General features: G+C 70.1%; 21 protein-coding genes and 3 pseudogenes. 19 read left to right on the top strand and 5 right to left on the bottom strand.

What is annotated here, in order from left to right; genetic code table 11:
- Nucleotides 1-318: 318 nt before the first annotated feature.
- From P1P75_RS03685 to P1P75_RS03700, 4 genes and pseudogenes are all read left to right on the top strand, one after another.
- Nucleotides 319-1,576 (top strand): annotated as a pseudogene (locus tag P1P75_RS03685) (IS701 family transposase).
- A gap of 495 nt (nucleotides 1,577-2,071) precedes the next feature.
- Nucleotides 2,072-2,881 (top strand): polyprenyl diphosphate synthase, encoded by an 810-nt coding sequence (gene uppS, locus P1P75_RS03690; protein ID WP_319251754.1) that lies wholly within the window; start codon nucleotides 2,072-2,074, stop codon nucleotides 2,879-2,881.
- Nucleotides 2,882-3,023: 142 nt separating this feature from the next.
- Entirely contained in the window at nucleotides 3,024-3,638 is a 615-nt protein-coding gene (locus tag P1P75_RS03695) for an ABC transporter ATP-binding protein (RefSeq protein WP_319251862.1), read from the top strand.
- On the top strand, nucleotides 3,635-4,459 hold the full coding sequence (locus P1P75_RS03700) for an ABC transporter permease (protein WP_319251756.1): 825 nt from the start codon (nucleotides 3,635-3,637) through the stop codon (nucleotides 4,457-4,459). The genes P1P75_RS03695 and P1P75_RS03700 overlap by 4 nt, the downstream gene beginning before the upstream one ends.
- Nucleotides 4,460-4,640: 181 nt before the next feature.
- Here the strand turns inward: P1P75_RS03700 and P1P75_RS03705 are convergent, their stop codons facing one another.
- The 3 genes from P1P75_RS03705 to P1P75_RS03715 all read right to left on the bottom strand — a co-directional run bounded on the left by P1P75_RS03705 (nucleotide 4,641) and on the right by P1P75_RS03715 (nucleotide 7,988).
- Nucleotides 4,641-5,729, bottom strand: a complete 1,089-nt coding sequence (locus tag P1P75_RS03705; RefSeq protein ID WP_319251758.1) for a polyprenyl synthetase family protein — start codon at nucleotides 5,727-5,729, stop codon at nucleotides 4,641-4,643.
- A gap of 170 nt (nucleotides 5,730-5,899) precedes the next feature.
- On the bottom strand, nucleotides 5,900-7,102 hold the full coding sequence (locus P1P75_RS03710; RefSeq protein ID WP_319251760.1) for a polyprenyl synthetase family protein: 1,203 nt from the start codon (nucleotides 7,100-7,102) through the stop codon (nucleotides 5,900-5,902).
- 49 nt (nucleotides 7,103-7,151) lie between these two features.
- Nucleotides 7,152-7,988: a squalene/phytoene synthase family protein gene (locus tag P1P75_RS03715; RefSeq protein WP_319251762.1), complete on the bottom strand. Its 837-nt coding sequence runs from the start codon at nucleotides 7,986-7,988 to the stop codon at nucleotides 7,152-7,154.
- Between the two features lie 97 nt (nucleotides 7,989-8,085).
- Here P1P75_RS03715 and P1P75_RS41970 point away from each other — a divergent pair, with 97 nt between their 5' ends.
- The 4 genes from P1P75_RS41970 to P1P75_RS03730 all read left to right on the top strand — a co-directional run bounded on the left by P1P75_RS41970 (nucleotide 8,086) and on the right by P1P75_RS03730 (nucleotide 11,371).
- Nucleotides 8,086-8,400 carry a hypothetical protein gene (locus tag P1P75_RS41970; RefSeq protein ID WP_369076326.1) on the top strand — a complete coding sequence of 105 codons (315 nt, stop codon included), beginning with the start codon at nucleotides 8,086-8,088 and terminating at the stop codon, nucleotides 8,398-8,400.
- Between the two features lie 401 nt (nucleotides 8,401-8,801).
- Nucleotides 8,802-10,169, top strand: a complete 1,368-nt coding sequence (locus tag P1P75_RS03720; RefSeq protein ID WP_319251764.1) for an MBL fold metallo-hydrolase — start codon at nucleotides 8,802-8,804, stop codon at nucleotides 10,167-10,169.
- Nucleotides 10,170-10,238: 69 nt separating this feature from the next.
- Complete coding sequence (locus P1P75_RS03725; protein ID WP_319251766.1) at nucleotides 10,239-10,628, top strand: rhodanese-like domain-containing protein; 390 nt, start codon at nucleotides 10,239-10,241, stop codon at nucleotides 10,626-10,628.
- Nucleotides 10,625-11,371, top strand: a complete 747-nt coding sequence (locus P1P75_RS03730) for a sulfite exporter TauE/SafE family protein (protein ID WP_319251768.1) — start codon at nucleotides 10,625-10,627, stop codon at nucleotides 11,369-11,371. Before P1P75_RS03725 ends, P1P75_RS03730 begins: the two co-directional genes overlap by 4 nt.
- A gap of 21 nt (nucleotides 11,372-11,392) precedes the next feature.
- Here the strand turns inward: P1P75_RS03730 and P1P75_RS03735 are convergent, their stop codons facing one another.
- Nucleotides 11,393-11,680, bottom strand: a complete 288-nt coding sequence (locus P1P75_RS03735) for a metal-sensitive transcriptional regulator (protein WP_101403955.1) — start codon at nucleotides 11,678-11,680, stop codon at nucleotides 11,393-11,395.
- A gap of 83 nt (nucleotides 11,681-11,763) precedes the next feature.
- On the opposite strand from P1P75_RS03735, the gene P1P75_RS03740 reads away from it, so the two are divergent.
- The 11 genes and pseudogenes from P1P75_RS03740 (at nucleotide 11,764) to P1P75_RS03790 (ending at nucleotide 22,124) form a co-directional block, all read left to right on the top strand.
- The gene (locus P1P75_RS03740; RefSeq protein WP_319251774.1) at nucleotides 11,764-12,351 is read left to right on the top strand and encodes a rhodanese-like domain-containing protein; all 588 of its coding nucleotides are present in this window, start codon (nucleotides 11,764-11,766) and stop codon (nucleotides 12,349-12,351) included.
- Nucleotides 12,352-12,800: 449 nt separating this feature from the next.
- Nucleotides 12,801-12,995, top strand: a complete 195-nt coding sequence (locus P1P75_RS03745; RefSeq protein WP_319251776.1) for a hypothetical protein — start codon at nucleotides 12,801-12,803, stop codon at nucleotides 12,993-12,995.
- A complete protein-coding gene (locus P1P75_RS03750; RefSeq protein WP_319251778.1) occupies nucleotides 12,992-13,384 on the top strand; it encodes a Fic family protein in 393 nt (130 codons plus the stop codon). Before P1P75_RS03745 ends, P1P75_RS03750 begins: the two co-directional genes overlap by 4 nt.
- A 77-nt stretch (nucleotides 13,385-13,461) precedes the next feature.
- Nucleotides 13,462-13,911, top strand: a pseudogene (locus P1P75_RS03755) (Na+/H+ antiporter NhaA); the annotation flags it as partial.
- The gene (locus P1P75_RS03760; protein ID WP_319251780.1) at nucleotides 13,911-14,168 is read left to right on the top strand and encodes a hypothetical protein; all 258 of its coding nucleotides are present in this window, start codon (nucleotides 13,911-13,913) and stop codon (nucleotides 14,166-14,168) included. The pseudogene P1P75_RS03755 and the gene P1P75_RS03760, both read left to right, overlap by 1 nt.
- 145 nt (nucleotides 14,169-14,313) lie before the next feature.
- Nucleotides 14,314-14,523 carry a PGPGW domain-containing protein gene (locus P1P75_RS03765; RefSeq protein ID WP_319251782.1) on the top strand — a complete coding sequence of 70 codons (210 nt, stop codon included), beginning with the start codon at nucleotides 14,314-14,316 and terminating at the stop codon, nucleotides 14,521-14,523.
- A complete protein-coding gene (locus P1P75_RS03770) occupies nucleotides 14,520-14,816 on the top strand; it encodes a hypothetical protein (RefSeq protein WP_319251784.1) in 297 nt (98 codons plus the stop codon). Before P1P75_RS03765 ends, P1P75_RS03770 begins: the two co-directional genes overlap by 4 nt.
- On the top strand, nucleotides 14,816-15,043 hold the full coding sequence (locus P1P75_RS03775) for a hypothetical protein (RefSeq protein ID WP_319251786.1): 228 nt from the start codon (nucleotides 14,816-14,818) through the stop codon (nucleotides 15,041-15,043). The genes P1P75_RS03770 and P1P75_RS03775 overlap by 1 nt, the downstream gene beginning before the upstream one ends.
- A gap of 65 nt (nucleotides 15,044-15,108) precedes the next feature.
- Nucleotides 15,109-15,294, top strand: a pseudogene (locus P1P75_RS03780) (DUF2399 domain-containing protein); the annotation flags it as partial.
- A gap of 201 nt (nucleotides 15,295-15,495) precedes the next feature.
- Nucleotides 15,496-20,988, top strand: coding sequence for a non-ribosomal peptide synthetase (locus P1P75_RS03785; protein WP_319251788.1), 5,493 nt, complete (start codon nucleotides 15,496-15,498; stop codon nucleotides 20,986-20,988).
- A complete protein-coding gene (locus tag P1P75_RS03790; RefSeq protein WP_319251790.1) occupies nucleotides 20,985-22,124 on the top strand; it encodes a saccharopine dehydrogenase NADP-binding domain-containing protein in 1,140 nt (379 codons plus the stop codon). The genes P1P75_RS03785 and P1P75_RS03790 overlap by 4 nt, the downstream gene beginning before the upstream one ends.
- Before the next feature lie 73 nt (nucleotides 22,125-22,197).
- On the opposite strand, the gene P1P75_RS03795 is transcribed toward P1P75_RS03790, so the two are convergent.
- Nucleotides 22,198-23,802 (bottom strand): radical SAM protein, encoded by a 1,605-nt coding sequence (locus P1P75_RS03795; RefSeq protein ID WP_319251792.1) that lies wholly within the window; start codon nucleotides 23,800-23,802, stop codon nucleotides 22,198-22,200.
- Nucleotides 23,803-24,090: the final 288 nt, after the last annotated feature.

Consider the following 24,090-nt stretch of genomic DNA (forward strand, 5'->3'; position numbering starts at 1 on the left):
ACACGCGGATACGACCCGATACGCTTCTTCACCTGGAGAGTGCTTCTTCCCATGCAACCAACAGGACCCTCGACAAGTCCCATCGTTGCAGGTCAGGAGTACTCTCCGCTTATTTGATCAAGCCTCGGACGCCCCACCTCGTGAAAGCGCGAGGCTAATACTCCAGTCTGACTTCGCGATCTTGCTGCGGACCCGGCGGGGAAACGGGGTACGGCCACCGCGTGATCATCGGTTGGTGTGTGGACAAACGAAGATCGTGCGGTGGCCGCGGGCCATAGCGTAGACCCTGCTCGCTGGCGGATGATGTTCGACCAAGCCATGGCCCGGATCGCGGGACGGTTCGGCCGAGTTGAGCCACGAGCGACCGCCCGCGCCTACCTGCTCGGACTGCTGTCGAGGGCGGAGCGGAAGAACTGCTGGCAGCTGGCTGAACAGGCCGGCCTGGCCCGGCCGGGGCCGATGCATCGTCTGCTGCGCTACACCCGCTGGGACGCCGATGCCGTCCGCGACGACCTGCGCGCCTACACCGCCGACCACCTCGGCACCGACGGCGCGGTGCTCATCGTGGACGAGACCGGCTTTGTGAAGAAGGGCCGGGCCTCGGCGGGCGTGCAGCGGCAGTACACCGGTACCGCGGGACGCATCGAGAACTCTCAGGTCGGCGTGTTCCTCGCCTACGCCACCGACCGGGGACGGGCGTTGATCGACCGCCGTCTCTACCTGCCCGAGCACTCCTGGTGCTCCGATCCCGAGCGCCGCCGGGATACCCGACGACGTGCAGTTCACGACCAAGCCCCGCCTGGCCGCAGAGATGATCGCCGCCGCGCTGGACGCCGGCATCACCGCCTCCTGGGTGACCGGCGACGAAGCCTACGGCCAGGACCCTCGCCTGCGGCATGCCCTGGAGGCACGCGGCATTGGCTACGTGCTGGCCGTCGCCTGCTCCACCCGGGTGCGGATCAACCACGGCCGCACCCTTGTCCGCGCGGACACCGTCACTGACCGTCTGCCCGCCACGGCATGGCAACGGCACAGTGCTGGCAACGGTGCAAAGGGCCCGCGCCACTACGACTGGGCCTGGGTCCACATCGGCAGCGGCAGCACCCGCCACCTGCTGATCCGACGCAACCGCACCACCGGCGAACTCGCCTTCTACCTCTGCTGGTCACCCACCGCGGTGACGCTGTCCGAACTGGTCCGCGTCGCCGGCATTCGCTGGAGCATCGAGGAGTGCTTCCAGGCCGCCAAGAGCCACGTCGGCCTCGACCACTACCAGGTCAGGAACTGGACCTCCTGGCACCGGCACGTCACCCTCGCCATGCTCTCCCTGGCCTTCCTGGCCGCCATCGCCGCCGACGCGGCCCCCGACCGGCCCGCCGATCGACACCATCCGGACCGCAGCAGCGACCCGATCTCCTTGACCGTCCCGGAGATCCGCCACCTACTCGCCGTCGTGTTCCACCCACCGGCCATGACCGCAGCCAGACTGCTGCACTGGTCCGCCTGGCGCAGACAGCACCAGGCAACAGCCCGACGCAGCCACTACCGACGGCGCCTCGGCGAACCTGCTGGATAGGCCACGAAACCGCACTGGAGTACTAGGAGGACAGGGACTGTGCCGCAGTAGGCGCGACGCCATCCACGTGCCCCGCGGGGCACGCCGCTGAGGGGCCGAGCACCGCGGTCCGGTGACACGGGCCGGGGCGGTGGGGTACTGCCCACAACGGGCGGTGTTCAACGATGCGTTCACTGTCGGACAGCATCTGCGGTTGTTCCGGATGGCCTACCGGTCGCCGACGCTGGAGCGCGCCGGCGAGCTGATGGAGCTGCTTGCGCTGACCGGCTGCCGACTACGGCAGGTCGGCGGGCTCAGTGGTGGAACGCGACAGAAGCTGAACCTGCTGATCGCGTTGCCCTGGAGGTCGTTGCTGCCGTCCGGCGTACACCGGCTGCGGCGCACGCCATGTTCGACGGGCGTTGCGTCAGGAGGGGATGGTCGTTGTACGGGTGGACGACTGGCGAGGCGGAATCACAGGCGGCCTGGCGACCAGTTGGCGACGAGGAGTGAATCATGGCGAGCGTGGGTTCCTCGGGCGGGCGAAATCCCGTCGCCTCCGCGACCGACGCCGGAAGCGCCCTTTCGCTCGCTGCCGCAGCCAACGTTGCCGATCCACCTCCTGTTTTCCCCTCGCTTCGTCACTTGGCCGTCATTCCCGACGGCAACCGGCGTTGGGCGGAGGACAGGGGTCTGCCGAGCCTGGAGGGTCATCGACGCGGCTGTGAGCGGACGCTGGACCTACTCGACCGATGCCGTGCGGGCACCGGGATCGAAGTTCTCACGCTGTGGACGACGTCCGTCGAGAACCTCAGCCGGTCCCGCGCGGAGGTAGACCAAGGGCTTCCCGTAATCGCCGAGTTCGTGGGGTACGTCGCCTCTTTGGGACAGTGGCGTATCGGGTTTCTCGGCGATCTCGATCTCCTGCCGCTCCCCATGGCGGCAGATCTGCGTGACCATGCGCACCGCAGCAGTACCGTGCAGGGTCCGCTGGTGAACTTCGCCATCGCCTACAGCGGCCGGGACGAGATCGCTCGTGCCGTGCGCAGGCTTCTGGACAGCCGGACCGCGGAGGGGCACCTCCTTCCAGGACAGGAGCCGTTGCGCGCTGCGGAACTGGCTCGGCACCTCGACACCGCCGGTCTGCCCGATCCGGATCTGGTGATCCGCACCTCCGGGGAGACCCGGCTGTCGGGCTTCATGCCGTGGCAGACGCTGCACTCCGAGCTGTACTTCTCACCCGTCCTGTGGCCGGACTTCGATGCGTCCGCCCTGGAGGAAGCGTTGGAGGACTACCGGGGCCGTCAACAGCGCGGAGGACTGTGACGTGCCGGCCGCGGCGCGTGCCGCGCCAGGGTGTGACGATGATCGAGCGGGCGGGACGCGTGTGATGCGAACGGCTGGTCACCAGGCGCGTGCGCTGGACGGGGATACTTCGGTCACGGTCGAGTGCCGGCCGAGTCTGCGCATGAGGGAGGTGCGCAAGAGCTATCGCAGCGGCCCCGTCCTGCGAGGCGTGTCCCTGGACCTGTTCCCGGGGCAGCTGGTGGGTGTGGTGGGTGAGAACGGCGCCGGGAAAAGCACATTGCTGCGGATCCTCACCGGCGACCTGGCCGCGGACAGCGGACTGGCGGAGTGCCGGGGGAGGGTAGGCAGCTGCCCGCAGGACGCGGTGCTCCACGGAGCGTTCACCGTCGAGCAGCATCTGCGGTTCTTCCAGGCTGCCTACGGCCTGAAGAACCTCGACCGGGCCTTCGAACTGCTCGACCAGCTGAACTGCACCGGCTACCGGAACCAGCGCGTGGCGACGCTCAGCGGTGGGACCCGGCAGAAGCTCAACCTCGTGCTGGCCCTGATGCACGAGCCGCAGGTGCTGCTCCTGGACGAGCCGTACCAGGGCTTCGACTGGGACACCTACCTGCGCTTCTGGGACCTGGCCCGGACCCTGTGTGACCGGGGCTGCGCGGTTCTGGTGGTCTCCCACCTCGCCTACGACGCCTCCCGCCTGGACACCCTGTACCGCCTGGACGCAGGCGTGCTGCGGGAAACGGGACAGTCCGCCACGGGTGGGTGGGGCCCGTGAAGCGGTGGTGGTCCTGCCTGCGGTCCGCGCTGCGGTTCGCACTCATCGAACAGGCCCGCAACCGGTTGGCGCTGCTCATCGTGCTGCTGTTCGTCCCGCTGTGGACGACCCTGGCGTTCGAGGTGGTGGCCAGGACGCCACTGCGTTTCCACGTACGCTCGGTGGACCGTTGGTTGGTCATGGACGCCAACGTCCTGACCCAGATCACCGGGGCGCTGCAGGCTCTGACCCTGGTCATCGCTTTCATGATGTTCATCGCCACCGCCCGCTCCGCCCTGTTCGACCGGCGTCTGGTCCAGGCGGGCTACCCGCGGTCCTGCCTGGCGGCGGCGAAATGCGCCACGCTGGTCCTGGTGGCCGCCGTCGTCGCCGTCTACGCCACCGCCTGGACCCACCTGCTGTGGCACCCGGTGCAGCCCATGGTGTTCGCAGCGGGCATGTTCACCGGTGCCCTCACCTACGGAGCATTCGGCATCGTGCTCGCGGCCGTGCTGCGCAGTGAACTCGCCGGGATGTTCCTGGCCATCATGACCAGCTCCATCGACCTGCTGCTGCAGAACCCGATGATCAACCCGAACGCCGACAGCCCCGTTGTGCGCTACCTCCCCGCCCACGGCGCCGTGCAAGCCTCCGTCGCAGCCGGTGGGCTGCACACCGTGCCCTGGAGCTCCTTGTTGCTGGGCGCCGGCTGGGCACTTGGCATGGCCGCGCTGGGCATGACGGCCTTCGCCGTACGCACCCGCACGCAGCGTCTTGCCGCTACCCAGGCGGCTGATCAGCACACCGCCAGGGACGCCACCGCCTCTGTTCAGGCACCGTGAACCGCCGCCCGCTCGCGACCGGCCAGGTACCTGGTCTCCCTCGATCGCCGCAGACCGCGTTGGGCCGCCCCCGCCATGCTGAGCTCTCGCATGCGCGTGTGCCTTGGACATGAGACGCATCCTTCTTCGGGCTCCCGAGCTGTCGAATCCACAGGGCATCGTCGCCGGCGTCCGGCGGGTGCTATCGGATCCGTTCCATGGCCCACTGCGGCAGGTGTTCGAAGAACGCGACCGCCTCCGGGCGCCACCTCGAGCGCCAGTCGGCCGCCCCGGTCGAGGCCAGTTCCGCGTAGCGCTGCATCTCGCTGCGCATCCTTGCCGGCACCCCCCGGAGCTCGGCGATTTCACGGACGGCCCCGATGGTCTCCTCGGTGCAGTTCGGGTCACCGAGCGCGGACTCCACCACGGCCTTCTCGGCATCCGTGGTGGCCGAGAGGATGGCATGGACGGTGTAGCTGCGCCGCCCGCCCCGGATGTCGGCGCCCATGGGCTTACCCATGACCTGTGCGTCTCCGAACAGGTCGAGGTAGTCGTCGCGCATCTGGCCGCCGATCCCCACCAGCCGGGCGTAGCGGCGCAGTTCCTCCTCGAAGGGGGCGGGTTGCTCGCCCGCGGCGAGCAACCCCAGCTGCATGGGGGCCAGCACTGAGTAGCGAGCGGTCTTGTAGTCGGCCACACAGTGCAGCACTTCCTCGTCCGTGTTGGGGGAGAAGTCGCGCTCGAGGTCGATGATCTGGCCCACGAAGGTGTCTGAAGCCGCCCTGGTCTGCGCTTCGACCATGGCCTGCCGGATCGCAGGGGGTGCTTCGGACTCCAGGAGGACCCGTAGAGACAGGGCGAGCGCGAGGTCGCCCGCAAGGATGGCAAGTCCGAGGGCGGCCTGCGGGTGGGCGGGAAAGTTGCGCCGGTAGGCGTAGTACGTGGAGGGACCGCCCCGGCGGGTGGGGCTGTCGTCGATGATGTCGTCGTGGATCAAGCCGTGCGTCTGGAGCAGCTCGACGCTCAGCGCAGCCTCGTCCACTGCCTCAACCGGCTCGGTGGTCACCAGGCGGGCGGCTTCGTATACCAGCGCCACGCGCATCCGCTTCCCCCCGCGCAACGACAGGTCCCGCAGCAGATGCAGGCACTCGGGCGTGAACCTGCTGAACGACGGCACCTCGAGATCAGTGCCAAGAGCGTGGAAGTACTCCTTGAACAGCGTGCTGAAGTGGTTCTCATAGCCGGCCAGACGCGCCTGGATGTGGGTGGTCAGGACAGCGGCATCAGTCACGGAATTCCTCCTGATCGAAAGGACCGGGTACAGGCGAGAACCGGCCGACGGCAGCCCGGAGCGAAGCTGGGTACAGGCGCAGACCGGCCGACGACAGCCCGGAGCGAAGCACTGGTGTGCGCTTCACTGCCTGGCCGCCAGGGGGCGTTCGGACTAGGAGGGTTGAGGTCTCAGGAGCTGTAGGAGACGGCGGCAACGGCCAGCCTGTGCAACGCGCTGTAGGCGGCGGGCGGGAACGCAGCCGTCTCAAGCATCTGTACGACGTGATCGTAGCGGGCAGTGATCATGGCCTCTGTTCGTTGCCGCGCTCCCGTCGTCTCCAGGATGGTCCGCACTTCGCCCGCCCCCCGCTCGTCCAGGTCGGGCCGACCCACCAGGGCACCAAGACGCTGCCGCTGCTCGGGACCGGCCGCCTGCATGCCCAGAGCCAGCAGCACTGTGCGCTTTCCCTCCCGCAGATCACCCAGTCCCGGAGCACACGCGCCGTCCGTGCTGCCGAACACATCCAGCAGATCGTCCCGGAGCTGGAAAGCCTCACCCAGCGGCAGCCCGAGGTCCGTGAAGCGGTCCAGGACCTTCGCATCGGCTCCGGCGACAGCAGCGCCCAGTTGCAGGGGGCGCTCAACTGTCGCCGTAGCGGTCTTGTAACGGACGATCCGCAACGCCGCCTCGACATCATCCGCGTCCAGGCCGGTGCCCATCACGTCCAGGTACTGGCCGTACATCACCTCTTCCAGCATCACGTCGTACAACGCGTGCACCGCTTGCCGCCGTTGGCAGGACAGCTGAGCGGTGTGCAGCAGCTCCTGCGCCCAGATCAAGGCAAGGTTGCCCACCAGCAGGGCGCCACCCGCACCGAGCCGCTCCGCGCGCTGCGACGGGACCAGGCGTGTGCGCAGGGCGCGATGAACGGCAGGTCGGCCACGGCGGCTGACCGAGTCGTCCATGATGTCGTCATGGATGAGAGCGAAGGCCACGAACAGTTCCAGTGACGCGGCCACCCGCACGGCGGTCTCCGTGTCCCCACGGCCGCCGGCGGCGTGCCAGCCGACCACACACAGCAGGGCACGGATGCGTTTGCCGCCGGCAGTCAGGAAGGACCGCAGCGTGTCCACGACCTCGGGGGGAAGGTTCTGCCGGCCGGCCGTGCGAACCTTGCCGTCCAGAAATTCCCGCAGTGCCGCATCGACTCGCTCGCGTACCGCCGACAGATCGACTTCTTCCTGCATCCCGGTGGCAGCCGATGTCACAGGACCACCCCTCCGGCCCGGGCCACGAGCTGACCGGCCTGGCTCGTGAAGAGCGGAACCCGGCAGCTCCGCCCGGCCGGTACGCCCGGTTTCCGCAACAGCCCGCGCCGCCTGCAGCGCCACGTCACGCATTTGATCTGCATGCATCATCAACGACAGGAGTGGCGCTGGATCACGCCCGCTCCACAGCGGACCGGCGCTCCTGAATCAGCAGGCGCAGGCACGCCACCGGCTGTTCCGGCAAGGGACCGCGTGCGACACCGGCGCCCCGCGAAGTGATGGCCCGAAGCCGCTGATGGTGCAGACGCAGGACACAGCGCACCAACGGACGATGAGGCTCTGCGACTTCGGCGACGATTCGGCCGGCCTCTTCGAGCGTGGCATGCGCGGTGTCGGCAGTTGCTGAGATCAGTGCGCGGACACCGGGAGTGTCCCGGCCCTGCTCGAGATCGCCACGCGTCACCCCGTGCCGCTGAAGGTCATCGGTGGGCAGGTAGAGGTTTCCGCCCCGCAGATCCTCCGCCAGGTCGGCGAGGAAATCGGTGCGCTGGCACCCGTCGGCGAGCAGCCGGCAGGAACGGGCGAACCGCTCGTCACCACCACCTGGCTGCACCAGGCCGGTGGTGAGCATGGCGAACGGCCAGGTGAGCTGATCGATGTAGGCCTGGTAGTCGGTTTCGCCGACGAAGCCGGGGAAGCCCAGATCGATCTGCGTACCTTCCAGGTAGGACTCGACCCATCGCCGCGGCAGGCCACACTCTGCGGACGTATGCAGAAAGGCCCGGAGCAGCGGGTGCTCCGCCCGGCCGGTGTCCAACCCAGTCCGCACAAGGCGCACCCACCGGCCGAAGCGTCGCCTGCGCTCCTCAAGGGCGCCCCAATCACACACATCGTCGGTGAAGGACGCGAACGCGAAACCGGCGAGCAGATGCGGCTGGGATGCCGTCGGCGCCAGAACCCGAGCAGCCGCGAAAGCCGCCGGATCGCTACGCATGAGGAACCGCGCCACGTGACCGTAGTCCGCCCGCAGCCGCCGCCCTTCCACTCCTGCTGCGTCCAGACACCGCCGCCACAATCGCACGGGCTTCCCTCGCTCACATATAGAGGTGCAGGCAGGACTACATACGCACCGACGGCGATCCATCAGGTCAACGAACGAAGCACGTCATCTGTCACGCCGTTGGCTGCAGACGGCCTCGCAGAGCAGCCGCGAGTTCGGCGAGCTCCGAAGACGGCGGGACGCACGGGGCAACAGCGACGCCGCGAAGATCCTGCTGCACCCGGATGTCGGCGAACTCACCCTGCGCATGCAGACCTTCGACGTGCGTTCCTGTGCGTTGTCCGGCGCAGCTCGCGGGCCTGGGCGTCATGAGGGGACGGGTTCCAGTTTGCAGCGAAAATGGCGGAGGAGCGGGGGCTGATCGACCAGGCGGTAGCCGGGGGTCCGTTCCTTGGTCTTCACCGTGGTGGTCGAGATCGCCGTCAACCTGGCGCGCACCCGGTGCTGGTTCAACGGGGTATCGGGGACAGCTGGGGGCCGGTCTGGGGTCTGGAGACGCTGGCCTGGGCGGTCGCGGCCACCGACGACTGCACCCGGGCGGCATGGCTCCTGGGCGCCGCCCATCGCATGTGGCCGGAGACAGGGGTGGCGCTGGGGGGCCTGCGCCCGTTCCACGAGGCGCACGTCGCTGCCGAACACCGGGTACGCGATCCCTGGGCGCCGTCCCGGGCTTCCCTGTGCTCCAAAATACCCCCGGGGGTACCTGTGTTACGGTCGTAAGCATACCCCCTGGGGTAATTCTTCATCAGAAGGGAGTACCTCGTGTTCTTCGTCGACACGATCGAGGTGGCCGGGCTCGGCAACCGCAGTTACCTGGCGGGCGGCGAGCGGACCGCGGTGGCGGTCGACCCGCCCCGTGACGTGGATCAGGTGTTCGCGGTGGCGGCCCGGCGCGGGGTGCGGATCTCGCACGTCGTCGAGACGCACGTCCACAACGACTACGTCACCGGCGGCCTGGAGCTGGCCCGGATCACGGGTGCGGCCTATCTCGTCCCTGCCGGGGCCAGGGTCTCCTTCGAGCACGTACCAGTGCACGACGGCGACCGCGCGGAGATCGACTCGGACGCGGGCCTGACCCTGCACGCCGTGGCGACCCCCGGTCACACCCCGCACCACACCTCCTATGCACTCGAGGAGAACGGCACGGCGGTCGCGGTGTTCACCGGCGGTTCGCTGCTCATCGGCACGGTGGGCCGCCCGGACCTGGTCGAGCCGCGGCTGACGGAGCAGCTGGCCCGCGCCCAGCACGCCTCCGCGCACCGCCTGGCCACCGAGCTGCCCGACGAGACGGCCGTGCTGCCCACGCACGGATTCGGCAGCTTCTGCTCGTCCTCCCAGGCGGAGGGCAGCGACACGACCATCGGCAAGGAGAAGGCGTCCAACGAAGCCCTCACCAGGGACATCGACACTTTCGTCGCCGACCTGCTGGCCGGCCTCGACGACATCCCCGCCTACTACACGCACATGGGCCCTGCCAATGCGGCCGGACCCGCGCCCGTCGATCTGACGCCGCCCGCCGCCGCCGACGCCGAGGAGATCGCAGCCCGGCTGGCGGCCGGGGAGTGGGTGGTGGACCTGCGCAACCGCGTCGCGTTCGCCGCCGGGCATGTCTCCGGCTCGTTCAACTTCGAGGCCGAGGGACAACTCGCGACGTATCTGGCCTGGCTGATTCCGTGGGGCAAGCCGGTCACGCTGCTCGCCGAGTCACCCGGGCAACTCGCCACCGCCCAGCGCGAACTGGTCCGCGTGGGCATCGACCGCCCCGTTGCCGCGGCCACCGGCGAACCCGGCGACTGGGTCCGGGAGGGGGAGGCCCAGGCTTCCTTCCCGCGCGCCACGTTCGCCGATCTCGCCGGCCGGCACCCGGCGGAGGGAGTCGTCGTCCTCGACGTCAGGCGCGGCTCGGAGCGGGCGGCCGGATACATCGAGGGCTCGGTCCACATCCCGGTCCACGCGCTCCACGGCCGCCTCGGCGAGGTTCCCGACGGTGAGGTGTGGGTGCACTGCGCGGGCGGCATGCGGGCGGCCATCGCCGGTTCGCTGCTGGATGCCGCCGGCCGTTCCGTCGTCGCGCTGGACGACTCCTTCGACGCGGCCGAAAAGGCCGGACTCACCGTCCGGACCCCCTGACGGCATCGATGCCGCAAGACATCCCACCGATCTTCCATACCGACCACGAGACAGGAGCGAGAAGCCGCCATGAGCATCTTCCGACGAAGCCGGAGCGGTCCGGGTCGCGTGACCGCGCAGGAGGCGGCCGCGTGCACGGGCCACGGGGACACCGCCGAGAGCGGCGGTGACGCCGTACTGCTGGATGTGCGTGAGCCCTACGAGTGGCAGGCGGGGCATGCGCCGCGCGCTGTGCACCTGCCGTTGTCCGCGTTGGCCGCCGGGGCGGGGCTGCCCGCCGAGGCGCAGGCGCGGCCCCTGGCCGTGATCTGCCGCTCGGGCAACCGGTCCAGGCGGGCCGCGGAACTGCTGGTCGCCCGGGGCGCGCAGGCCGTGGACGTGATCGGGGGGATGGAGGACTGGGCGGGGGCGGGCCTGCCGGTGGTGGACGCACGCGGTGGCAACGGCACCGTCGCGTGAGCGCGGTCATACTCGCTCTGGCCGCCGGAGCGGTCATCGGCGTCGCGCTCGGCGCGCTCGGGGGCGGCGGCAGTGTGCTGGCCGTTCCCGCCCTGATCTACCTGCTCGGCTTCAGCCCGGTCGCAGCCACGACCGCCAGTCTGGTCATCGTCACGCTCACCTCGGGCACCGCGCTGGTCGCGCACGCCCGTGACGGCAACGTCCGCTGGCGTACGGGACTGCTGTTCTCGGCGGCCGGGATCGGCCCGGCGATGCTGGGCGGCGCGCTCTTGGCCCGTATCCCGGCGGCCGTACTGACGGCGGCCTTCGCCGTGGTCGCGGGAGTCGCCGCCCTGCGTATGCTGCGGTCCCGGCCGGCCGCGGAGGGCGCCGTGACGGTGCGGCCGGGGCGGGTGGCGGCCGCCGGTGGCGGGCTCGGCGCGGTCACCGGTGTCCTCGGCGTCGGCGGTGGCTTCCTCGCCGTACCGGCCCTGGTGAGCGTGCTGGGCCTGCGGATGGGGAACGCGGTGGGTACCAGCCTGCTGGTCATCACCGTCAACTCGCTGGCCGCGCTGGCGACGCGCGCCGGCACGGTCGAGGGGCTGGACTGGGCGGTCGTCGGGCCGTTCGTCGGGGCGGCGATCCTCGGCGCCTGGGACGGGAAGCGGCTGGCCGCGAAGGTCTCGGGACACACACTTCAGCGGATCTTCGCGCTGTTGCTGCTGGCGGTGGCGGCCTTCATGCTGATCGACGCGGTGCTGTGACGGCCGCCGCGGCGAGGGTCCTCACGCCAGCGACAGGAACAGCTTCTCCAGGCGGGCGCGCATCTGCTGGGCGTCCTCGCCGTTCTTGCGGCCGGATTCGATGTCGGTCATGCACTGCTGCATGCCGGTCGCGATGATCGCGAAACCGGCCCGGTCGAGCGCGCGGGAGGCCGCGGCAAGCTGCGTGACGACGTCCTCGCAGTCACGTCCCTCCTCGATCATCCGGATCACACCGGAAATCTGACCCTGTGCGCGGCGCAGCCGGTTCAGCACGGACTTCAGGTCCGCACCCTCGAGCTCCAGTTCCACGATCACTCCTCAAAGAAAATACCCCTAGGGGTACTGTACGTCCCGGTTCGGGACGGCGTCGACCATGAAGGATCACATCTGTCATGACCAACCCCTCCGCCCTCGTCACCCTCGGCACCGAGCAGGCCCGCACCCGGCTGTACGATCTCACCGTCATCGACGTGCGCACGCCCGCCGAGTACGCCTCCGGCCACCTGCCCGGCGCCCTGAACGTTCCGCTCGACCACGTCCGCCGTGCCCTGCCGGAGATACGGCACGCCGCCGGACGCGGTGACGTCCTGGTGGTGTGTGCCTCCGGAAGCCGTTCCGAGAACGCCTGCAAGCTGCTGGCCGAGCAGGGCGTCACCACGGCCACGCTCTTGGGTGGCACCGGCGCCTGGGCCGCCGAGGGGCACGACCTGCACACACCGGCCGCCTGCGACACGCGGGCCGGCTGGAGCATGGAACGCCAGGTCCGCTTCACCGCCGGCAGCCTGGTTCTGCTCGGCCTCCTCCTCGGCCTGCTCGTGCACCCGGCCCTCCTGCTGCTATCGGCCGGCGTCGCGGGCGGCCTGGTCTTCTCCGCCCTCACGAACACCTGCGGCATGGCGGTCATGCTCGGCAAGCTGCCGCACAACCGCCCACGTGCGGCCGATCTCGACGCAACGCTGGCCGCTCTGCGCAGCCGCTGAACCCGCGTTCCGGGGCGCCCGTGGAGACTCCATGGGCGCCCCGGACGTCAGTTCGCTCCCGTCGAGCCCGCTGCGGCCTTCCGGCGCACGTCGTCCATGTCGACGGCCCGGATCTTGGCGATGAGCTCCTCCAGGGCCTGGGAGGCGGCGCGCCGGGTTGCGAGTACAGGTGTTGCTCTGCTGGGATTCGACCTGGTTCTCTGCGCGCAGCGGTTCGAGCGGACGGATCGATCTTTTGAGAGCTCTCTGACCTGCGAATTCGTGAGCGAGGCGCTTGCGATGGCGACGCTTGTAAGTAGTTCTTGCGGGATTCTTGACGCTCGGACGACGCTCGCATTGGAAGTCTGGGCCTCCGCGGTAGCGATGCGCATGGCCGACTGGTCCCACGCTCCGCAGAGCCGAGCGCGACCCGATCGCACCGCTTGATACCGCCCTGGTATCATCTCCGTATGGCGATGACACTCCGACTCCCCGACGACCTTGACTCGAAGCTCACCGAGCGGGCTCGTCGAGAGGGGCGCAGCAAGCAGGAACTTGCCATTGAGGCCATCCGTGACGCCCAGGACCGGGCCGAGCTGAAGATCGATGACGTCCTGGCCGAGCTCATGGACAGCGATGGGGAGATCCTGGACTACCTGAAGTGACGGACGTGCGCTACATCCAGATCGACGAGATCCTGGCCATCGCCCGCACGGTCAACGGTACCGAGCACAGCGTGCGTGACATGGGCCTCCTCGTGTCTGCGATCGAGCGACCCCGCACGAACGTGTTCGGAGCCGAGTTGTATCCCGCACTGCACGAGAAGGCTGCGGCACTGCTGCACTCCGTCGCCCGCAACCACGCGCTGATCGACGGCAACAAGCCCACCGCCTGGCTCGCCATGCGTGTCTTCCTGCGGTTCAACGGCGTCAGCGCCAGTACTGCCCCGCCGCCCGTCTCCGCGGCCGGCCCGTTCGTCGAGGAAGTCGCACAGGACGACATCGATGTTCCGGCGATCGCCAAGCGCCTCTCGACCTGGTTCCCCGTTTCCTGACGTTCGGCGAGGCAAGGGTGTCTCGTGTGGAGTGCGTGGCGATCCTGGAGCTTCCTGCAAAGGGGATCTGACCTGAGGTGAGCATCACCGGAGCAGCTCTGGGCGAGGTGTTCACCAGCCCCGAGCCCCTCGGCGTCGTCCTCGGTCTGGTCGTCGGCAAGACCCTGGGCATCTTCGCCGCAACGTACCTGGCCGCACGCTTCACCCGCGCCCGCCTCAACCCCGCGCTGGCCTGGGCCGACGTGCTGGGCCTGTCGGTGCTGGCCGGCATCGGCTTCACCGTGGCCCTGCTGATCGGCGAACTCGCCTTCACCGACAGCCAGACAGCAGAGCACGTCAAAGCCGCCGTCCTGATCGCCTCCGTACTCGCCGCACTGCTCGCCGCCGCCCTGCTGCGCCGCCGCAACACCATCTACCGGCGCCTGTACGAAGCCGAAACCGTCGACGCGGACGCCGACAGCATTGCCGACATCTACCAGCAGACTGGGGGCCCGGCCGCCACCGGGCCGGATGGTCAGGCCACCTGATGGCCGGCGAGACATCGGTGCTGATGCCCGTGATCATCGTCGTGGCTCTCGTCATCCGCAGCGCGTTCACCGAGATACGGCACCCGGGCAGCGCCCGCCGCGAATGGGCGTTCATCACCAGCCGGCGGGCGATGGCGGCCGCAGGTGTGGTCGCGGTGACGGCCATCGGCTGGAGCCGGGCCGGGTGGGCCGCCGTCGCCTGGGCCCTGCTCGCCGGGGCACTGACCGCATATGTGATCGGCAGGGAAAGTGAATAATGACCTCCACTACAGCCACGCCCCGGGACTTTCCCTCACGGGAGAGGACTGGCCGAATCAGACTCGGTCTGAAGGCCGATGACGCCCGCACGAGTCGCCCATGACCTACCCATCCGCCCCAAGCAGCAAGGAGGGACAGAGCACCATGCCTGGACACCGAATCGGCACCATCCTGGCGGTCATCGGCGCGTTTCTCACACTGGCCGGAGCAGCGCTCTACGTCCTGCCCGGCCCTGGCCTTCCGCTGCTCGTCCTGGGTCTGGCCACGCTCACGGCGGGCCTCGCCACGTTCGCCGCGACCCGACGCCACCAGACCTCATCTCCTCGAAGCGACAGGAACCCCGAACGCACATGATCTGGCAGTGGACCGGTCTCGCCCTCTTCTCCGTCACGCTGCTCCCTGCCGGCATCGCGCTGCTCACCGGCCATGTACCGCAGCGCCTGCATTCCCGCCTGACACCGATGCGCCCCCGGGGCGTCGCCCTCCTCGCCTTCTACACCGCCGCACCCCTCAACGCACTCCCCCGCCTGGCCGGCGCCTCGGCCACGGCCACCATGGCCGCCACCGCCCTCGCGGGACTGCTCACGTGTGCCGGCTGCATCCTGGTCATCGTGGCCGGCCACCGCACCCAGGCCACCACCCGATGATGGACCGGACCCCCACCCGTCTCAGGCGCCTCGTCTGGTCGCTCACCGCATGGTGGCTCATCCTGGCCACGGGCCTGTGGCTCCTCGGCCGGGTCACCGACCAGAGCGCCCCGCCCACCGCATGCGCCGCCTCCGCCGCATTCCTGCTCGCCGTGGGCGAAGCAGGTGACTGGCTACGCCGACGCCGGCACCACTACCGCACCACCCGCAGAACGCGCCGCCTCTGAAGCCGAACCACCTCAGCATCGGCGGGTGACAGGTCGCCCATGCCGCGGGTCCTGCCCTCGCCTGGCCCATGACGGCGGCGGACTACCGGACCGCGGTCGCCCGGACACCGCAGGGGCCCGAGCCGGGCGGTCTCACCGAAGCGCCCTGGGACCCGGAGTCGACCCGTGCCATGACCGAGCACGGTACCGCCGTGGTCGAGGAACAGGTGGCTGACGTCCTCTTGGCGGACCTGACCGGAGCGGACAGGTGAGAACTCGGTGATTCGCACAGTCGGCGTCGCCGGCCGTGGAGCCCTCCCTGTACGTGCCGTCCCGCCGTGGACGGGCCTCGTCCGTCGTCCCCGTGGCCGGACGGGCATCCAGAACTTCGCCAGTGCCGGTGTACGAGGCTGACAACTCGCGTGGCTGTTTCGGCTGGGTGTGCACACCAGGGCGAGGAAGGGCAACGGATCATGAATGTCGGGGAGTTCGTGGCCGAACTGAAGGCGGCCGGAGTGGTGATGTACGAGGAGGGAGGAAAGCTTCGCTATCGCACGCCACAAGGGGTGATGACAGCAGAGCGTCTGGAGACGCTCCGTACCCACCGCGACGCCGTCCTCGCCCTGTTGAGCGCCGAGGAGTACGGGCCGGCCGTCGTCGCCGATCCCGCGGCGGCGCACGAACCCTTCCCCCTCACGGATGTGCAGGGAGCGTATCTGCTCGGGCGGAGCGGGGCGTTCGACTACGGCGGTGTGGCCTGCCACGGCTATCTGGAGATCGCTCTCCCGCACTGGGGGGCCGAGCGGATCGAGGAGGCATGGAACGAGTTGGTCCTGCGGCACCCCATGCTGCGTGCGGTGGTCTCCGCCGAGGGGTACCAGCGGGTGCTGCCGGAGGTTCCGCGTTACCGGATCCGCCGCGAGAATCTGCGCGGCGCCGCCGACGAGGCCCGGGAGCGTGCGCTGGAGGCGACCCGGAACGAGATGTCGCACCAGGTGCGGCCGACCGAGCAGTGGCCCCTGTTCGAGCTGCGGGCCACCGACACCGACGAGGCCCTGGTCCTGCACGTGGCCATCGACCTGCTCATCTGCGACTACAGCAGTATCCGGCTGCTGCTCGCCGAGTTGGGGGACCTGTGTACGGGCGCCCGGCGGCCCGAACCACTGGGCACCACGTTCCGTGACTACGTGCTCGCCGCGCGCGGGGTGCGTGAGGGGACCCGCTACCGGCGGGACCGCGACTACTGGTGGGCCCGGATCGACGACCTGCCCGCCGCCCCCGACCTGCCGCTGCGCACCGACTCGCTCAGCGCCCCGCGGCGATTCACCCGGCACGGGCTGCGGCTGACGCCCCGTCAGTGGGAGACCCTGACCCGGCGCTCCACCGAGGCCGGAGTGACCGCGTCCGGTGTCCTCCTGCAAGCGTTCGCCGAGACGGTCGGCCGCTGGAGCCGCCACCCTCGCTTCACCCTCAGCCTGACCGTGCAGAACCGGCTCCCGCTGCGGCCCGACCTCGACCGTGTCGTCGGCGACTTCAGTTCCACGAGCCTGCTCCGCGTGGACCTCACCGAAGGCGCGACGCTGGCCGACCGCATGCGGACCGTGCAGGCCCGCCTCTGGGACGACATGGACCACGGGCTCTGCTCGGGCGTGGAGGTGCTGCGGGAGCTGGCCCGCCGCCGCGGGCGTGCCGAAGCACTGCTGCCGGTTACCTTCACCAGTACCGTCGGCGGCGCCGGGGAAGCCGACTCCGGGCTCTCGCTGATGCCCGGGGGCCGACTCGTCCACGGCATCACCCAGACCCCCCAGGTCTGGATCGACTGCCAGGTCATGAACGAAGGCGGCGGGCTCCTCGCCCACTGGGACGTCCGCGAGGGAGTCTTCCCCGAGGGCATGGCCGACGACATGTTCGCCGCCTTCTCGGATCTCGTGACGCGGCTCCTCGACACCCCTGCCGTCTGGGAGGACGCCGACCCGCTGGCCCTGCCCGCCCGGCAGACGCGGCGCGTGGCCGACGTCAACGACACCACCACCGCGCGCCGCCACCAACTCCTGCACACCGCGGTCGTCGGCCAGGCGGAACGCACACCGGAGCGGACCGCGGTGGTGACCTCCTCGCGGAACCTCAGCTACGCCGAACTCCTCGGCAGGGCGCGGGCCGTGGCCGACGCCGTCCTCGGCGCCGGCGGCCGGCCGGGACAACGCGTGGGCATCGTGATGGAGAAGGGCTGGGAACAGGTCGTCGCCGTCCTCGGCGTGCTGCTCGCCGACTGCGTCTACCTGCCCGTGGACACCACACAGCCGGCGTTGCGCCGCAACGCCGTACTGGACGACGCCGAGGCACATGTCGTGCTCACCCGGTCCGCGCTGCTGCCCTCGCTGGACCTCCCCACGGGGACGCACGCGGTCACCGTCGACACCATCGACCCCGTCGGACCGCGGGACCGGGCGGACCGCGGGCACCGAGCGGCGCCCGACGACCTCGCGTACGTCATCTACACCTCCGGTTCCACCGGCACCCCCAAGGGCGTGATGATCAGTCATGCCGCCGCGCTCAACACCGTCGACGACATCAACACCCGTTTCTCGGTGACCGCCGACGACCGTGTGTTCGGACTGGCCCAGCTCGGCTTCGACCTGTCGGTCTACGACGTCTTCGGCCCCCTCTCGACCGGTGGCGCGCTCGTCCTGCCCGACGCCGCGCGCCGCGGTGATCCCGGTCACTGGGCGCGGCTGATCGAGGATCACGCCGTCACCGTGTGGAACTCCGTCCCCGCGCAGATGCAGATGCTGGAGGAGTACCTCCGTACCGACCCCGGTGCGGACGTCTCCCGGCTGCGGCTGGCGATGCTGTCGGGCGACTGGATCCCTGTCACCCTTCCCGACGCCGTGCGACGCCGTGTCCCCGCACTGAACGTGGTGAGCCTCGGCGGCGCCACGGAGGCGGCCATCTGGTCGATCTGCCATCCGGTCACCACGGTCGACCCCGGTGCGCGCAGCATCCCGTACGGGAAGCCCCTGGCCAACCAGCGCTTCCACGTCCTCGACACGTTCCTGCGCGAGTGCCCCACGCACGTCACCGGTGAGCTGTACATCGCCGGAGCCGGCCTCGCCCTCGGCTACCTCGGTGACGCCGAGCGCACCGCCGAGCGGTTCGTGACGCACCCCGTCACCGGCGAACGGCTCTACCGCACCGGCGACATGGGCCGTCGCCTGGACGACGGCGCGATCGAGTTCCTCGGCCGTGTCGACCGTCAGGTGAAGCTGAACGGCCACCGTGTCGAGCCGGCCGAGGTCGAGGCGGTGCTCCAGACCTGTCCCGCCGTCCAGACCGCCGCGGCCATCGTCCAGGGCGAGGGAACAGCCCGCCGGCTCGTCGCCTTCGCCGAGCCCGCGCGAGCCGCCGCACCCGCGCTTCCCACCGCGCTCCGGGACCGGGCGGCCACGAGCGTCACCGAAGCCGTCCGCGCCGTCGAGGCGGACGACGTGGCCGAGATGGTCGCACTGCTCGATCTCTCCGCCCTCCAGTCGATGGCGGCCCTGTTCCGGTCCTGCGGGCTCTTCCCCGACGCCACGGCCGGGCACACCGCTGAGGAGATCATCGAGGCCGTCGGCGCGGCCCCCGAGAACCACTACCTCGTACGGCGCTGGCTGACCGCGCTGGAGGAGGAGGGCCGGGTGGTCCAGGACGCGGACACCGGCCGCTACCGCGAACTGCGCGAGGACGCACCCGGAGAGCACGAGGGCGTCCTGGCCCGGATCGACGCGCTCGAGTCCCGGACCCGGTGGGGCGCCGAACTCCTGCGCTACCACCAGGTCTCCGAGCAGAACCTGGCCCCGCTCGTGCGCAACGAGATCGACCTCAAGACCCTGCTCTTCCCGGAGGGCCGTCTGGAGACCGCCGAGGCGGCGTACCGCGACAACCTGATCAGCCGCCACAACAACGCGGTCGTGGTGTCCGCGATGCGAGAGATCGCCCAGCGGCACGACGGCCCCGAACCGCTCCGTCTCCTGGAGATCGGCGCCGGGGTGGGCGGCACGAGCACGGTCCTGGTGCCCGAGCTGGTCGGCCTGAACGTCGACTACCTGTTCACCGATCTGTCCCACTTCTTCCTCACCGCGGCCCAGGAGAAGTTCCAGGACCACCCCTGGGTCCGGTACGGGCTGTTCGACCTCAACGGCGACCACCGGGCCCAGGGCTTCGCGCCGAACACGTTCGACGTGATCCTGCTGGCCAACGTCCTGCACAACTCGGTGCACGCCGAGCACGTCCTCGCCCGGCTGCGGGAACTCCTCGCGCCCGGCGGCTGGCTGGTCTTCATCGAGGCGACCCGTGACGCCTACCACGTCATGACCTCCATGGAGTTCAACGCGGGCCTGCACGGCTTCGAGGACGCGCGCCGCGAGACGGGGCAGACCTTCTTCGGACGCGAGCAGTGGCTGCGGATGCTCCGTGAGGCCGGCGCCGAGGTCGCCTTCTGTCTGCCCGAGGACGACAGCCCGCTGTCCCGCATCGGCCAGCACGTCTTCGCGTCCCGCTTCAAGGCCGACCGGACCCGGCTCCGGCCCGAAGCGCTCGCCGCCCATCTGGCCGACCGGCTTCCCCCGTACATGATTCCGGCCGAGATCCAGATCGTGGACGGCATACCCCTCACCGGCAACGGGAAGGTCGACCGCGCCCGCCTGGAGGCGTGGACCGCCTCCGCGGCACAGGGACGGGAGGACGAGGGTGGCGACGCGCCGCACGCCGGCATGGAGCAGACCCTGGCCGGACTCTGGACGGACGTGCTGCCGGTCACCTTCGTCGGCCGCGACGCCAACTTCTTCGACCTCGGCGGCGACTCGCTCCTCGTGGCCCGGCTCGTCACCAGGATGCGCGAACGGCTTCCCGAGGCCGCCGACCTGGAATGGGACGACCTGCTGCGCCTGGTGATGAACCGGCCGACCGTGGCGGCGCTGGCCGGGCACCTCGGCGTCATGAGCGGCGGTGTCCCGGGCCTCGCCGGGGCCGCCTCCACCTCCCCCCTGGTCCGGATCAGCGACGGCGGCGCCGGTACGGCGGACACCGCAACCCGGGTCCTGGTGCACGACGGGACGGGCACCCTCATCCCCTACCGGGCCGTGATCCGCGAACTGGGGGACCGGCTCCCCCTGGCCGGCCTCGTCGTCGACGACATCGAGGCGTTCCTCAAGGCGGATCCGCGCACGCAGGTGGCGGAGTTGGCCGACCGGCACGCCGGAGCCCTGCTCGCCGAAGGCATGGGGCGGATCCACCTCGTCGGCTACTGCATGGGCGGTCTGCTGGTGCCCGAGATCGCCCGCCGGCTGACCGCCGCCGGCGCCGAGGTGACCGGTCTCACCGTCATCAGCAGCTACCGGGTGCCGTACCTCGTGGAGGACGACCTGCTGGCCGAATACATCTTCGCCCGGCTGATGCGGGCGGACCTGGCCGGACTCGGTTACCCCCGTGACGAGTCGGGGACGCGCGACCTCGTGCGGGCGACCACCGAGCAGTTCACGAACACGGTCCCGCAGGGCAGCCTCGTCGACCGGCCGGAGTCGGCCCTGACCGGACCCGGACGGGAAGCGCTGCGGGCGTTCCGGGCGCTCGCCGAGCGGTCCCAGGAGGAGCGGTTGCGCGCCGTGGGTGCGTCGATGCGGGTGGAGGACTCCGGACTCCGTTCCGAGGAGCGGCTGTCGAGGCTGTACCGCATCGTCAAGCACAGCCTCGTGGCCGTCGCCTCGCACGAGGCGGCGCCCTGCGAGCTGCCCGCCACGTTCGTCCGTCAGACGGGCGAGGCGGAGATCTTTCCCGGCATGCATCGTGACATGACCGACTACTGGCAGCAGGTGTGCGGCGAGGGTCTGGGCGTCGTGGACGTGCCCGGTGACCACTTCACCTGCGTCCAGCCGCCCAACGCCGGGGCCGTGGCGCGCGCGCTGCTCGCGCAGGAGGACGGCCGGTGAGCGGCGGGACGCCCTTGATCGGCATTCTCGGCGGGTACGGAGCGGTCGGGGCGGCCGCCGCCCGGGTACTCGCGGCCGAGGGAGAGTTCCGGCTGCGGATCGGCGGCCGGGACGTCGAGGCGGCGGCGCGCTGCGCGGCCGCCCTCGGCGGGCAGGCCGAGGTGAGGGAGGCCGACGCCCGGTCCGACGCGAGCCTCGAACGGTTCGCCCGGAGCTGTGACGTGGTGCTCCACTGCGCGGGCCCCGCCTACGAACTGGCCGACCGTCCACGCCGGGCGGCGGCCGCCGCGGGGGCCGACTACGTGGATGTGATGGACGGCTGCGGACCGGGCCCCGCTCCGGCGGGCGAGCGTACGGCTGTCCTGTCGGCCGGTCTCTCGCCGGGCCTGTCAGGGCTGCTGCCCCGGATCCTGACGGAGGAGCGGCCCTCGCCGGGGGCCGCCCGGTTCACCGGGTACTACGTGTCGCGCGGCGCGTTCACCCGGACCGGCGCCATGGACTACCTGCTGAGCCTGGACCGCGGTTACGGCACACCGCGCGCCCAGTGGCGCGCCGGGCACGCGGTGCCCGGCGCGCTGCCCGGCTCGCAGGAGCGCGTGGTGGCGGGCGTGCCGCACCCGGTCACCGTGTACCCCTTTCTCACCCAGGAGCTGGTGGGCCAGGCCCGCGCCCTGGGGCTCGCCGAGGCCCGCTGGTACAACGGCTTCGACGGCCCTCACCTGCTCGACGCGCTGAACCGCTGCCGGGCCGGCGACGACCGGGCGGGCGGTCTGGAGGCGCAGGCGGTCGGGGTGGTGCGGGCCAGCACGCTCGACGCCCTGGGGCGCTCCCCGTACCACGTGCTGTGCGGCGTGCTGGAACTGCCCGATGGCACCGGCACCCTGGTGCGCCGGGTGGTGATCCGGGGTGAGGACGGCTCGGCGATGACCGGCGTGGTGGGCGCGGTCGCGGCCCGCGAGGTGGCCCTGGGGCGCGTCCCCCAGGGTGCGCACAGTGCCGCGCAGGTGCTGCCGGCCCGAGGCGTACTTGACGCACTGCGGCGGCATCTGCCCGGCACGGTCGTCACCTTCTCCGACGACGTGCTCCCCGGGGGTGCCGTCCGCGAGGACCCGCTCATGGAGGAAGGCGTGCTGTGACCCGCCCCGGACGGACACGACGCGCGGCGGGCTCCCGGCCCGCCGCGCGTCGTGTCCGTCCGGGGCACCGGTGTCAGACCGGTTCGCAGGACAGATGCCGCCCCGGCGCGGCGACTTCGACACCGAAGTCCCTGAGCCGGTGGAGGTTGTCCCGGATGGCCGCGGCCCCCTCGTCCAGGTCGGTGTAGTCGACGGGCGCCATGGCCATCCGTTCCAGGCACTTCTCCACGGCGATGTTGGCGCCGTGGTCGTGACGGGGCATCAGCCAGTGCTGGTAGTCGTGCTGCCAGAGACTGAGCACGGTCTTGTCGTTGGTGCGCCGTACCTTGTCGAGGGTCTCCTTCTGCAGCCGGGCGGCCTGCGCGCTGTCCATGCCGATGTGGGACCAGGGCGAAGCGGGATCGGTGGGGTCGTCCGCCACGATCCGCAGTTCCTCCCGGTCCTGCCAGAGCGGCATGGTCTCGTCCGTGATCGAGAACTTGGAGAGCGCGTAGTGCCCCGAGTACTCCCGCAGGAGGTAGTCCTGGGTGTCCTGGAACATCTCCAGGTCCTCGCCGGGGTAACCGACGATGAAGAGGCCGTAGTACGACAGCCCGCTCTGGCTGAGCAGTTCGACGGCCCGGCGGTTCTGCTTGACCGAGACCCGTTTGCTCATCCGTTTCAGGGTGCCGTCGTTCATCGACTCGAAACCGATGTGCAGCTGGAAGCAGTGCGAGGCCCTGAGGCCGGCCACCACGTCCGCCGAATTGAGCGTGTTGGCGCGGCTGAACCCCTCCCACCTCGGCACACCCGAACCCGGGAGGATCTCCAGGAGACGGCGCAGCCGGGTCGGTGGAATGGTGAAGGTCGAATCCATCGCCGAGATGATGTCCGCGCCGTTTCTGTCGGCATAGGAAAGCCAGTCGTCGCGTATCTTCTCGGCGGTCTTGAATCGCCATTTCGGTGAAGCCGCGGGAAACGAGCAGAATTTGCAGTCGAACGGACAGCCCCGCATGGACTCGTACGGGACGATCGACTGATCACCGAGGACCTGTGGTGAGGGGAAGTCGTCGATGTCGACGTACTCGACCGGATTGATACGGATGGTGTCCCCGTCGCGCCACACGAGGTTCGGTACGGCGCTCAGCTCACCCCGTCCCGCCAGTGCGTCCAGGGTCTTGGGCAGGGCGATCTCGCCGTCGCCGCGGACCACCGCGAGGATCTCGGGGAAGTCGCGCATGGCTGCCATGAACTTGAGGTTGGTGAACTGCCCGCCGGCCACGATGGGCGTGCCGGCGAGGTTCTCCCGGACCCACCGCACGGCCGAGCCCAGGATCGGGCCGTTCCAGATGTACGTGGTCGACAGGAGCACCACGTCGATGTCGCCCGTCGGTGCCTTCGCGCGCCCCTCCCAGACGTCCGCCAGATCCAGGCGCTCGAAACCGTGGCCGCTGTTCTCCAGGATCGACAGGAGGGTGACGGTCGTCAGATGGGGTGTCGTGGCCGCGCGCGGCCGGAGCAGGGCGTACTCCCGCCCGTGCTGGGTGAAGGCGAGGCGCCCCAGATCGAGGTCCGGGCTTCCGGCCCTGCGGAGCATCTCGCGGGCCGCGTCGGAGGGATCCCCGGTGAAAAGGGATCCTTCCAGATAGGGCGAATTGAGGTTTGCGGGCCCTAGCCCGCTCAACAGTAGGAAGCGCACGTGTCCCGCTCTCCTGTGGTAAGGGTCGTGGCCGCCCCGGACAGGGGTTGAGGAGATCGTTCCAGCCACTTCTGGGCATCGTCTGGACGGAAACTCCGTGCCGCCATTTCCCCGCCGGAGCGGGCGCCGGGGGCCCCTGGCGCGGCCCGGAGGCGTTCCTGACGGCGCTTGCGGCAGGGGTTCTTATACGTGTAAAGTTATTGCCGTCCTCATGAAACTTGCCCGTCCGGTGGTGGCAGCGCCGACCGCTCCCGGGCCGGACGGTCGCGCCCGAAAGGCGGGGAATCC

This window comes from Streptomyces sp. ID05-39B, assembly GCF_033794725.1.
GTDB lineage: Bacteria > Actinomycetota > Actinomycetes > Streptomycetales > Streptomycetaceae > Streptomyces > Streptomyces bobili.